This window comes from Pseudoxanthomonas sp. CF385 (genome assembly GCF_900104255.1).
Taxonomy (GTDB): Bacteria; Pseudomonadota; Gammaproteobacteria; order Xanthomonadales; family Xanthomonadaceae; genus Pseudoxanthomonas_A.
This window is the reverse complement of the sequence record NZ_FNKZ01000002.1, coordinates 842241-854662: the sequence shown is the minus strand read 5'-3', so window position 1 is coordinate 854662 and position 12422 is coordinate 842241. Positions and strand designations below refer to the sequence as shown.

The 12422-nt window shown below is 68.5% G+C and carries 9 protein-coding genes; 8 read left to right on the top strand and 1 reads right to left on the bottom strand.

What is annotated here, in order from left to right; all coding sequences use genetic code 11:
- Window positions 1-97: 97 nt before the first annotated feature.
- From rpoZ to BLT45_RS14205, 3 genes are all read left to right on the top strand, one after another.
- Complete coding sequence (gene rpoZ / locus BLT45_RS14215; protein ID WP_093301271.1) at window positions 98-397, top strand: DNA-directed RNA polymerase subunit omega; 300 nt, start codon at window positions 98-100, stop codon at window positions 395-397.
- A 198-nt stretch (window positions 398-595) separates the two neighbouring features.
- Complete coding sequence (locus tag BLT45_RS14210; protein WP_254771914.1) at window positions 596-2695, top strand: RelA/SpoT family protein; 2100 nt, start codon at window positions 596-598, stop codon at window positions 2693-2695.
- A 48-nt stretch (window positions 2696-2743) separates the two neighbouring features.
- Window positions 2744-3127 (top strand): RidA family protein, encoded by a 384-nt coding sequence (locus BLT45_RS14205; RefSeq protein WP_093301265.1) that lies wholly within the window; start codon window positions 2744-2746, stop codon window positions 3125-3127.
- A 6-nt stretch (window positions 3128-3133) separates the two neighbouring features.
- On the opposite strand, the gene BLT45_RS14200 is transcribed toward BLT45_RS14205, so the two are convergent.
- Complete coding sequence (locus BLT45_RS14200) at window positions 3134-4177, bottom strand: AraC family transcriptional regulator (RefSeq protein WP_217629569.1); 1044 nt, start codon at window positions 4175-4177, stop codon at window positions 3134-3136.
- 119 nt (window positions 4178-4296) lie between these two features.
- Between BLT45_RS14200 and BLT45_RS14195 the strand changes: the two genes are divergently transcribed.
- From BLT45_RS14195 to BLT45_RS14175, 5 genes are all read left to right on the top strand, one after another.
- The gene (locus tag BLT45_RS14195) at window positions 4297-5532 is read left to right on the top strand and encodes a parallel beta-helix domain-containing protein (protein ID WP_093301262.1); all 1236 of its coding nucleotides are present in this window, start codon (window positions 4297-4299) and stop codon (window positions 5530-5532) included.
- 3 nt (window positions 5533-5535) lie between these two features.
- Window positions 5536-6717: an SO2930 family diheme c-type cytochrome gene (locus tag BLT45_RS14190; protein ID WP_093301259.1), complete on the top strand. Its 1182-nt coding sequence runs from the start codon at window positions 5536-5538 to the stop codon at window positions 6715-6717.
- 37 nt (window positions 6718-6754) lie between these two features.
- Window positions 6755-9205 (top strand): TonB-dependent receptor, encoded by a 2451-nt coding sequence (locus tag BLT45_RS14185; RefSeq protein ID WP_093301257.1) that lies wholly within the window; start codon window positions 6755-6757, stop codon window positions 9203-9205.
- Window positions 9206-9293: 88 nt separating this feature from the next.
- A complete protein-coding gene (gene recG, locus BLT45_RS14180) occupies window positions 9294-11399 on the top strand; it encodes an ATP-dependent DNA helicase RecG (RefSeq protein WP_093301254.1) in 2106 nt (701 codons plus the stop codon).
- Between the two features lie 67 nt (window positions 11400-11466).
- A complete protein-coding gene (locus BLT45_RS14175) occupies window positions 11467-12405 on the top strand; it encodes a nucleoside hydrolase (RefSeq protein WP_093301251.1) in 939 nt (312 codons plus the stop codon).
- Window positions 12406-12422 lie beyond the last annotated feature (17 nt).

Below are 12422 nucleotides of genomic sequence, written 5' to 3'. Positions count from 1 at the left end.
TTTTCAAGGAAAGGCTTGCAATAGGGGGCCCCGCTGCCTACAATCGCCGCCCCTTTCCGTATTCACTGCGCGACCCGACCGGTCGCCGGGAGCCCGCATGGCCCGCATCACCGTCGAAGATTGCCTGGAAGTCGTCAACAACCGTTTCGAGCTGGTCACCATGGCCGCCAAGCGCGCCCGCCAGCTGGCCAACGGCGTCGATGCCCAGATCGACAACACCGAAGCGCAGGACAAGCCCACCGTGCTGGCGCTGCGCGAGATCGCCGCGCGCAAGATCGACAATGAACTGATCGACCGCGTCGAGAAGTCCGAGCGCGAGCGCGCCGAACGCGAAGCGCTGGAATGGGCCGCCGCGGAAGTGGTCGCCGACGACGACCTGTCCAAGGGCGACGACTGAGATCGACGCCATCTGACGTTCCCATCGGAACGGACGATGACCCAGGGCCCGCGAAAGCGGGCCTTGTGCGTTTCGGGGCCCGGTCCGCGCGTTGCCGATCCGACCGGTCTGGCATAGGCTGGCGACATGAATTCCGGCCGCACCGTGAAGGCACTCCGCACGCCCGCGCCGTCGCACGACGACGCGACGCCGGACTACATGGCGCAGTTCGAAAAATCCGCGGCCTATCTGCCGAAAGACCAGCTGCCGTTGGTGCGGCGCGCCTGGGAAGTGGGCGCCGCCGCGCACGCGGGGCAGACCCGCAAGTCGGGCGAGCCCTACATCACCCATCCGGTGGCCGTGGCCGGCGTCCTGGCCGAACTGGGCATGGATGCGGAGACGCTGATCGCGGCGATCCTGCACGACACCATCGAGGACACGCCGCTCACCCGCGAAGAGATCGCCGGCGAGTTCGGCGAGAACGTCGCCGAGCTGGTCGACGGCGTCACCAAGCTGGACAAGCTGAAGTTCCGCGACCGCCAGGAAGCGGCCGCCGAAAGCTTCCGCAAGATGCTGCTGGCCATGTCGCGCGACCTGCGCGTGATCATGATCAAGCTGGCCGACCGCCTGCACAACATGCGCACGCTGGGCGCTCAGAGCGCCGAGGCGCGCTCGCGCATCGCCCGCGAGACGCTGGAGATCTACGCGCCCATCGCCCAGCGGCTGGGCATGAACCTGGTGAAGTCCGAGCTGCAGGACCTGGGCTTCCGCGCGCTGCACCCGTGGCGCCACGCGGTGATCGAGAAGCACATCCGCAGCCAGCCGGTCATGCGTCGCGAGTCGATGGCGCAGATCGAGGCGCACCTGTCGCAGCGGCTGGCGAAGGAAGGCATCGAGCACCGCCTGGTCAGCCGGATCAAAACGCCGTGGAGCATCTACAACAAGATGCAGGGCGAAGGGAAAAGCTTCGACCAGGTGATGGACGTGTTCGGCTTCCGCGTCGTCGTCGATTCGGTGCCGTCGTGCTACCACGCCCTCGGTGCGGTGCATGCGCAGTACAAGCCACTGGATGGGCGCTTCCGCGATTTCATCGCGATCCCGAAAGCCAACGGCTACCAGTCGCTGCACACCGTGCTGTTCGGCCCGTACGGCTCGCCGATCGAGGTGCAGATCCGCACGATCGAGATGGACTTGGTCGCCGAGCGGGGCATCGCCGCGCACTGGACCTACAAGTACGGCACCGATTCGCCCAACAGCGCGCAGAACCGCGCGCACGCCTGGATCGTCGAGCTGATCGACAACCAGCGGGCGGCGGGTTCGTCGCTGGAGTTCCTCGACAACGTCAAGGTCGACCTGTTCCCGGACGAGGTCTACCTGTTCACGCCGAAGGGCAAGATCCTCTCGCTGCCGCGCAACTCCACGGCGCTGGACTTCGCCTACGCCGTTCACACCGACGTGGGCAACCAGGCCGTGGCCTCGCGCGTGGACAAGAAGCTGGTGCCGCTGCGCACCAAGCTCAGCAGCGGCCAGAGCGTGGAGATCATCACCGCCAAGTCGGCCGCGCCGAAACCGCAGTGGCTGGAGTTCGTGGTCACGAGCAAGGCGCGTACCGCGATCCGCCACCAGCTCAAGCAACTGGAGCACGAAGACGCCGTGCAGCTCGGCCACCGCATGCTGGACCGCGCGCTGGAGGACCTGGACAGCTCGCTCGAGCGGCTGCCGCAGCAGCGGCTGGAAGCCTTCCTCGCCGAGCACAAGTACCCGCGGCTGGAAGCCTTCCTGGCCGACGTGGCGCTGGGCAACTGGATGCCGGCGCAGGCGGCGCAGGCGCTCACCGCGTTCGCGGAACTGCGCGGCGGCGGCCACTCCAAGCATTCGCAGGAGAAGATCCTGATCACCGGCGGCGAACGCGGCGTGGTCAGTTTCGCGCAATGCTGCCAGCCGATCCCCGGCGACGAGATCATGGGGTATCACACCGCCGGCAAGGGCATCGTGGTGCACCGGCTGGATTGCCCCAACGTGGTCGAGTTCCGCAAGTCGCCCGACCGCTGGGTGCCGATCGCGTGGGACGCCAACGTCACCGGCGACTACGACGCCGCGCTGCTCATCGACGTGGAGAACCGCCCGGGCGTGCTCGCGCAGGTGGCGGCCGCGGTGGCCAAGAGCCAGTCCAACATCGAGCGCGTGGAATACCTGGAGCGCGACATCAACATGGCCGTGCTGCGCTTCTCCATCCAGGTCCGCGACCGCAACCATCTGGCGGAAGTGATGCGCCGGTTGCGGCGCCTCAACGTCGTGCATGGCGTGCGCCGGCAGTAAGCCGTCGCGCCCGTTTACAATGCCGGCTCCCGCCGCCAGGAGCCGACGATGTCCAAGCAGATCATCCACACCGACCGCGCGCCGGCGGCCATCGGCCCCTACTCGCAGGCCGTGCGCGCGGGCGACACGGTGTACTTCTCCGGGCAGATCCCGCTGGATCCGGCCACCGGCAACCTCGTCGACGGCGACATCGCCGTGCAGGCGCGCCGCGCGTTCGACAATCTCAAGGCCGTCGCCGAGGCCGCGGGCGGTTCGTTGGATCAGATCGTCCGCCTGGGCCTTTACCTGACCGACCTGTCGCAGTTCGCCGCCGTCAATGCGGTGATGCAGGAGTACTTCGCGGCACCGTTCCCCGCACGCTCGACGATCGAGGTGTCGGGCCTGCCGAAGGGCGCCGCGTTCGAAGTCGACGCGGTGATGGTGCTCGAGTAAGCGCGTCTAGCCGACGGGGCCGGGCAACCGGGCCTCGCTCGGCGTGTGCCCGGTCCAGCGCTTGAAGGCGCGACGGAACTCGCGCACGTCGGTGAAGCCGATCTGGCTGCCGACCGCCGCGATGGTCAGGTCCGGATCCTGCAGCAGTTCGAGCGCGCGTTCGGTCCGCACACGGTCATGCACCGCGCTGAAGCTCGTGCTCTCCTCGGACAATTGGCGGCGCAGCGTGCGCTCGCTCAGGTGCAGGGCAGCGGCGACGTCGGTCATCTGCGGGTTCTCGCGCAGGCGCGGGCGCAGCTGGCGCTCGACAGCCGCGGTCGTCTCGCCGCGCAGCGACATCGCCGCGAGCTGCGCCTGGCATAGCGACAGGGCCTGCCGCGAGGTGACCGGGTTGTAGCTGGCGAACGGCAGTTCCAGCCAGCGGCGATCCACCACCATCGCGTGCTGCGCCTGGTTGAAGCGGATCTCGCAGCCGAACAGGTCCGCATAGCGCGCTGCGTAGCGCGGCGCAGGGTAGCCGAGCTCCATCCACAGCGGACGGAAGTCCCCGCCCGCCAGTTCGCGCGCGAGCATCAGCGTGCTGGCGAACATTTCCTCGCACAGGAACGGCAGCAGATCGGCGGCTTCCTCCGGTGCGGTGGCGACCACGGCGAGCGCGCCATCGTCGCGGTCCTGCAGGTCCAGGTCCATCAGCGGGCCGAGGTTGCGCTGGTATTCCAGGCCGATCTGCACGGCATCGCCGAACGTGGGCGCGGTCTTCATCGCCAGGCCGAGCAGGCCGAAGTTGCCGCCGTTCTGTTTTTCGCCCATCGCCAGGCCGACCCCGTCGATCGGCAGCGTCGGCAGCGCGCGGCGGATGATCTCGCTCGCCTGCCGATAGGAGACCCGCGCCTGTGGATCGTGGATCTCCTGCACGTTGAGGCGCATGCCGGCGAACCAGCTCTCGGCGTTCACACCGAACTCGCCGGCGAGCAGCACCAGGCCGCACAGCATGTTCGTGGGCAGGTTGGCGACCGACAGGCGGTTGCCCAGTCCCGTTTTCCAGCGCATCGAAGCCCCTCCAGCTTGTCCGCTTTGCCCCCCTTAGTATGCCGCTCCTGCCCTCCGTGTCACATAGGCGGGCGCACCAGACTGCCTGTCACTACGCAAGCGTATGGGAGGGGAGACTCATGCAGCGCAACATTTCCTGGGCGATGGCCGGCGCGCTGGCGCTGTTGGCGACCGGTTGCCAGCCCAAGGCGCCCGAGACGGCCGCGGTGCCGGCGGCGGACGCGACATTCGCCGCCACCCTGCAGGAGCGGCTGCTGGACGCCAAGCCAGGGGACGTCATCGAGATCCCGGCCGGCCGCCACCAGTTCGACCGCAGCCTGACCCTGCGCGCGAGCGGGGTGACCATCCGCGGGGCCGGCATGGACAAGAGCGTGCTGAGCTTCAAGGGGCAGAAGGCCGGCGCCGAGGGCTTGCTGGTCAACGGCGACGATTTCACCATCGAACACCTGACCATCGAGGACTCCAAGGGCGACGGCCTGAAGATCAGCGAGTCGACCAACATCACCGTGCGCGGCGTGAAGGTGCAGTGGACCGGCGGGCCGAGCACGAAGAACGGCGCCTACGGCATCTATCCGGTGCTGACGAAGAACGTGCTGATCGAGGACACCGTGTCCATCGGCGCGTCGGACGCGGGCATCTACGTCGGCCAGTCCGACGGCGTGATCGTGCGGCGCAGCCGCGCCGAGCAGAACGTGGCCGGCATCGAGGTGGAGAACACCATCAATGCGGACGTGTACGAGAACGTCGCCACCGGCAACACCGGCGGCATCCTCGTCTTCAACATGCCGGGCCTGTCGCAGCAGGGCGGCAACATCCGCGTCTACGACAACAAGGTCATCGCCAACAACCACGAGAACTTCGGCGCCAAGGGCACGCCGGTGGCCAGCGTGCCGGCCGGTTCGGGCATCGTCATCAACTCCAACGACGACATCGAGGTCTTCGGCAACGAGATCCGCGACAACGCGACCGCGAACATCATCGTCTCCAGCGTGTACTCGACCGGCTACAAGGACAGCAGCGCTTCGCCCAACTTCGATCCGTACCCGGAACGCATCTACATCCACGGCAACACGCTGTCCGGTGGCGGCGATTCGCCCGACGGGTTCGACCTGAAGGCGCTGAAGGTGGCCACCTATGGCCTGGGCGGCAACTTCCCGGACGTGCTGTGGGATGGCTACTTCAACAAGGACCGCGTGGTCGACGGCAACAAGGTCGGTCCGCAGATCTGCCTGCGCGACGTCAGCGGCGTGGTCAACGCAGACGGCCCCGGCGGCTACAAGAACCCCAGCAAGGATGCGAAGGCCCACGACTGCGCGCTGCCCCGGCTGCCCGCGATCGACCTGAAGCGTGGGTGAGGCATGCGGAAGCCGTACCGGCGGGGATTCCTGCTTGTGATCGCCCTGCTGGGCCTCGCGTTGGCCGCCTGTCGACCGTCGGCGGGCGTGCATTTCTTCGCCGACGGTCAACCGAAGACGCTGGGTGAGTGGGGCGTGCTCCGGATCGAAGGCGGCAAGCTCCGCCTCAACGAAGGCGTGGTGCCGTACGACCTCAATACGCCGCTCTTCAGCGACTACGCGCACAAGCTGCGCACGGTGTGGATGCCCGAGGGCACGTCGGCGACGTACCAGCCGGAGCAGAGTTTCGATTTTCCGGTGGGCACCATCCTCAGCAAGACCTTCTACTACCCGCTGCCCGCAGGCACGGCATGGGACGGGAAATCCGTCGCGCGCACGCGGCCGTCGCAGTCCTCGCTGGAAGGCGAAGCCCTCGACCTGTCCCAGGTACGCCTGATCGAAACCCGCCTGCTGGTGCATCGCACGGACGGGTGGGTGGCGCTTCCGTACGTATGGAACGAGACGCAGACCGAGGCCACGCTCAAGCGCACGGGTGAGCTGGTGGCGCTCGAGCTCGTCGACGGCACAGGTGCGCGCGAGACGGCCGACTACCAGGTGCCGGACCAGAACCAGTGCGGTGGCTGCCACATCACCGACAACAAGTCGCGCAAGCTGCTGCCGATCGGTCCGAAGGCGCGCCACCTCAACCGCGACTTCGCCTATGCCGGCGGCCGCGAGAACCAGCTCGCCCATCTGGCGCGCGTGGGTTACCTGACCGGCGTGCCGGCCGATGCGCCGCGACTGGCGGATGCGATGGATGCTGCCGCACCGCTGGAGGCGCGCGCGCGCGCCTACCTGGACGTCAATTGCGGCCACTGCCACAGCGCCACCGGGCCGGCGATCACCTCCGGGCTCTGGCTGGATGCGCACACGCAGGACCGCCTGAAACTGGGCTTCTGCAAGCAGCCGATCGCGGCGGGCAAGGGCACCGGCAATCGTCTGCACGACATCGAGCCGGGCAACGCCGCCGCTTCGATCTTCGAGTTCCGCATGGACAGCGACGACCCGGCGATCATGATGCCGGAGCTGGGTCGTTCGGTGGTGCACCGCGAGGGCGTGCAGCTGATCCGCGACTGGATCAACGCGCAGCCGGGGAGTTGCGATATCGCGGCAGGGGAATCCGTGAACATGCTGCCGGCGCGGTGAGGCCGGCTTCCGCACAAACGCTTCTTGGGAGGGAGTGATGAAAGTGACGCAACGGAATCTGGTGGTCGGGCTGCGGCGCGCGCTGTTCGGCGGCTGCGTGGTGCTGGGGACGGGCGGCACGGCGTGGGCGCAGTCGACCCCGCAGGGCGAGCAGGACGCCACCAACCTGGACACCATCGTCGTCACCGCGCAGAGCCGCCAGCAGGAACTGCAGGACGTGCCGATCGCGCTGCAGGTCGTGGACCAGCAGCTGCTCGATGACGTGGCGGCGGACAACCTGGGCGACATCGACGCCTTCGTGCCCGGCCTCGTGGTCGACGCGGTGCAGCCTACCCAACCGTCGTTCCGCTTGCGTGGCGTGGAGACCAGCGACTTCGGCATCGGCACCGATCCGGCGGTCGGCGTGTTCGTCGATGGCGTGTACGGCGGTCGCGGCGGCGGCGTGCTGCTGCCGTTCGTCGATGTCGAGCGGATCGAAGTGCTGAAGGGGCCGCAAGGCACGCTGTTCGGCCGCAACACGGCCGCTGGCGCGATCTCGCTGGTGACCCGTCGCCCGCAGAACGAGACCGAGGCGCGCCTGCGCCTGCGCCTGGGCAACTACGGCAAGCAGTACGCCGATGCGATGTGGAACATCCCCACCAGCGACAACTCGGCGCTGCGCTTCAATGCGCTGTTCAACCACAGCGACGGCTGGTTCCAGGACGGCGCCACCGGGAAGGACCTGGGCGGCGAGAACGTGTGGGCCACGCGCGCGGCCTGGCAGGTCGGCCTGGGCGAAAACACGACCGCGCTGATCAGCTGGGACCACGAGAGCCTGGACCAGAACGGCCGCGTGACCACGGGCATCGTGCCGCTGCCGGCGTATCCGCAGCGGCCGCCGGTGCCGGTGGATCCGGACGACTTCCTCGATCCGCGCGAGATCCCCACCTACAGCGACGCCACCAACGCCGAGTGGCGCACGTTCGACGGCGTCACCCTGATCCTGGACCACGCACTGAATTGGGGTCACCTGACCTCGACCACGTCCTGGCGCCAGTACGACTCGTTGAACCAGACCGAGGAAGACGGCACCAACCGCGCCGACCTGTACATCGATTCGGTCAACACCGAGAGCAACGAAACCTTCTACCAGGAGTTCAAGTTCGCCGGCAGCAACGCGCGGCTGGACTGGGTCGCCGGCGCCAGCTTCTTCAAGGAAGACGCCGACCAGACCAGCGAGGTGAACACGAATACCGAAGCGGTCGACAATATCGTCCGCAACCTCGGTATCGCGCCGACGCCGGACGGCAGCCTGTTCGGCTTCACGTCGTTGCTGGCGCAGATGGCGGGCATCCCGGTCTCGCTGGTCGGCGATCGATGGAACGAGCGCTTCACCAACACGCTGTCGACGACCGCCTACGCGGCCTTCGGCGACGTGATCTGGCGCGCCACCGACAAGCTCAACCTGACCTTCGGCCTGCGCTATACCCGCGACGAGAAGGACTTCACCTGGCTCAACACGCCCCGCAATGCGCCGGAGCTGGAAGCCAAGCTGGCCCTGCTGGAGTCGCTGGGCTTCTTCGACGCGCTGGCGCAGATGGGCATCCCGATCAGCCGCGAGACGCTGACGTTCGACATGGCGTTCATCGATCCGCCGGCGATGGTCAACAAGGGCGTGCTGGTGCGCGACAAGCGCAGCTGGAGCGACTTCAGCCCGCGCTTCGTCGTGGACTACCACTTCAACGACAAGGCGATGGTGTTCGGTTCGCTGGCCAAGGGCTACAAGGCCGGCGGTTTCAATGCGCTGCAGATCGGCCCGGCGTTCGAGAACGAGGACGTGTGGAACGCGGAGGTGGGCATCAAGCAGTCGTTCGGCCGCTTCTCCTACAACGCGTCGCTGTTCCACTACCGCTACGACAATCGCCAGTCGATCCGCCTGATCGATCCGGACCCGAACAACCCCGTGGACATCCCGCGTTTCGTGTTCGACACCGGCGACCTCGAGGCCACCGGCATCGACTTCGACATGCGCTGGAAGGTGACCGATGCCTTCACCCTCGATGCGCAGGCCGAGTGGATCGACTCCAAGTACAAGGACTACGTGACGCCGGAAGGCGTGGACCTGGACGGCGAACCGACGGGCGAGCCGCGCTTCACTGCGTCGTTCGGCGCAGCCTACCGGGTCAGCCTGGGCGACAACGGCGACCTGCGCCTCTCCGCCCGCCATGCCTACCGCGGGCGCACGCGCTGCAATGCGGGTTCGGACCTGCAGGGCGATTGCGGGGTCAATGCGCTGCTGGACATCGGCGAGCCGCGCGAGCGCACCGATGTGCGGATCGGCTGGACTTCGCCGCAGGATCGTTGGAGCTGGGCGGTCTACGGCAACAACGTCTTCGACAACCAATATGTGAAAGGTCTGAACACGTACGGCCGCGGTCCGCTGGGTGTCGTCGGCGCGACCATCAGCGAGCCGCGCACCTATGGCGTGGAAGTGGCCGTGAAGTTCTGAGCCGCGCGGCGACGCGCTGGACGTGGGCGCCCCGGCACCTCGCGGTGCCGGGGTTTTTGTTTGCCGCCGATCCCGGCATCCTTGTGCGATGCCCGTGCGTCGCAACGTCCCTGCCGTCGATCTCTCCGCCGAACCCCTGAGCCGCCTGCCCGGCGTCGGACCGCGCGTGGCCGAGAAGCTCGCCGCGCGCGGCCTGGTGACGATGCAGGACCTGTGGCTGCACCTGCCGCTGCGCTACGAGGACCGCACCACGTTGACCCCGATCCGCCTGCTGCAGCCGGGGGTGCCGGCGCAGGTGGAGGGGCGCGTGGAGGCGGTCGAGCGCGGCTTCCGTTACCGCCCCGTGCTGCGTGTCGCGGTCGGCGACGAGGGTCATGGCAGTCTGGTGTTGCGCTTCTTCCACTTCCGGGCGGCGCAAGTCGCCCAGTTTGCGGTCGGCACCCGCATCCGCTGCTACGGCACGCCGAAACCCGGCCAGCATGGGCTGGAGATCATCCATCCCAGCTACCGGGTCCTGGGGGAAGGGGACGACGCTGCGTTGGGCGATGCGCTGGACCCGATCTATCCCGCCGTCGAAGGCCTGGGGCCAGCGACCCTGCGAAAGCTCATCGGCCAGGCCCTGGAGCGGTTGCCCGAGGCCGATGCGCTGGAGCTGTTGCCCGCGTCGTTGCTCGAGGGGCTCGGCCTGCCGTCCTTACGCGAGGCCCTGCTGGCGATGCACCGTCCTCCGCGCGATGCGGACGTGGCGGCGCTCGCGCTCGGGACGCATCCGGCGCAGCGCCGGCTGGCGATCGAAGAGCTGCTCGCACACCACCTCAGCCTGCGCCGGCAGCGGCTCGCGCTCCAGAAGCACCGGGCGCCCGCGTTGAAAGGCCGGGGCGCGCTGGTGAAGTCGCTGGTGAAAGCGCTGCCGTTCGCGCTCACCGGGGCGCAGCAGCGCGTCTTCGCGCAGATCCGCGAGGACATCGCGCGCCCCTCGCCGATGCTGCGCCTGGTGCAGGGCGACGTGGGCAGCGGCAAGACCGTGGTCGCGGCGCTGGCCGGCATGCTGGCCGTGGAGGCGGGCAAGCAGGTCGCGCTTGCCGCACCCACGGAGCTGCTGGCCGAACAGCACCTGGCCAACCTCAAGGCGTGGCTCGAACCGCTGGGCGTGCGCGTGGCATGGCTGGCCGGCAAGGTGACCGGCAAGGCGCGTGCGCAGGTGCTGGCGGAGGTGGCGTCCGGCGAGGCGCAGGTCATCGTGGGCACGCATGCGCTGATGCAGGAGGCGGTGGTCTTCCACGATCTCGGCCTGGCCATCGTGGACGAGCAGCACCGCTTCGGCGTGCACCAGCGCCTCGCGCTGCGCGACAAGGGCGCGGGCCGTGACCGCGTGCCGCACCAGCTGGTGATGACGGCCACGCCGATCCCGCGCACGCTGGCGATGGCGGCCTATGCCGACCTCGACGTATCGGCCATCGACGAACTGCCGCCGGGCCGCACGCCGGTGCAGACCGTCGCGCTCAGCGCGGAGCGCAGGCCGGAGCTGGTCGAGCGCATCCGCGCGGCCTGCGCGGAAGGGCGGCAGGCCTATTGGGTCTGCACGCTGATCGACGACAGCGATGAGGTGGTCGCACAGGCGGCGCAGACCACGTTCGAAGCCTTGTCTGCCTCGCTGCCCGAGCTGCGCGTCGCGCTCGTGCATGGTCGCATGAAGGCGGCCGACAAGCAGGCGACGATGCGCCGCTTCAAGCAGGGCGAGGCCGACCTGCTTGTGGCGACGACCGTCATCGAAGTCGGGGTTGACGTGCCCAACGCCTCGCTGATGATCATCGAGAACGCCGAGCGTCTCGGCCTGGCGCAGCTGCACCAGCTGCGCGGGCGGGTGGGGCGTGGCGCCACCGCGTCCAGTTGCGTACTGATGTACCAGCCGCCGCTCTCGGCGATGGCGAAACATCGTCTCGCGACGATGCGCCAGACCAACGATGGCTTCGTCATCGCCGAGAAGGATCTGGAACTGCGCGGTCCCGGCGAGTTGCTGGGCACGCGGCAGACGGGCCTCGCGGCGTTCCGCGTGGCCGATCTCGCCCGCGATGCAGGCCTGCTCCCGCAGGTGCATGCGCTGGCGGAGCGCTTGCTGGCCGATGACCCGACGGCCGCGGATCGCGTGATCCACCGCTGGGTCGGGGGTGCGGCGCGCTACGCCTCGGCATGAGCGGCGCGCCTTCCGCTGGTCATCCATCGGTGCGAGACTCCACCCCCGATAGAAGAAGCGAAGAACGATGACGGACCAGATTCCCCTGCTCATCGACACCGACCCCGGTGTCGACGACGCCCTCGCCCTGCTGATGGCCTTCAACGATGCGCGCCACGAGATCGTCGGCCTCACCATCGCAGCCGGCAACGTGGGCCTGCAGCACACCGTGCGCAATGCGCTGAAGCTGTGCGAAGTCGCGGGCCGCAGCGACATTCCCGTGTTCGCGGGCGCGCCTGCGCCACTGCTGCATCCCTCGCCCGATGCCGGCTACGTGCACGGGCAGGATGGCTTCGGCGACGTCGGCTTCGCGCCGGCGGCCAAGCAGGCCGAAGCCGAACACGCCGCGCTGGCGATCCTGCGCCTGTCGCACGTGCACGCGGGGCGGCTGGTGCTGGTCGCCCTGGGCCCGCTGACCAATATCGCCCTGGCGTTGAAGCTGGACCCGACCCTGCCGCAGCGGGTGGCACGCTTCGTCGTGATGGGCGGTGCGGTCACGTGCCACGGCAACATCACGCCGGCGGCGGAGTTCAATTTCTACTTCGATCCCGAAGCCGCGCACATCACCCTGCAGGCGTTCGAGCGCTACGACCTGGCCGACTGGGAAGCCACCATCGCCCACGGCCTGCCGCACGACCAGGTCGACGTCTGGCTGGCCGCCGACAGCGAGAGGGCCCGGTTCTACGCGCGCATCTCGGAAAAGACGCGGCTGTGGTCGGCCGACCGCCGCGGCGACCACTGGTTCGCCGCCGACGCCCTGGCTATGGCCTTCGTGCTCGCGCCGGAGGGTGCGCTGGAACTGGCAGAGCGCCCGCTGGCGATCGAACTGCAGGGCCAGCATGCCCGCGGGGCCTCGGTGGTCGACTGGCGCCGGGAGGGCGGCCGGCCGGACCAGGCCAACATCCTGCTGCGCTACGACCAGGCCCGGTTCCAGGACCTCATCCGGGCGGCGCTGGCCGCCGGCTGATCGCCGGGTTGCGCCGG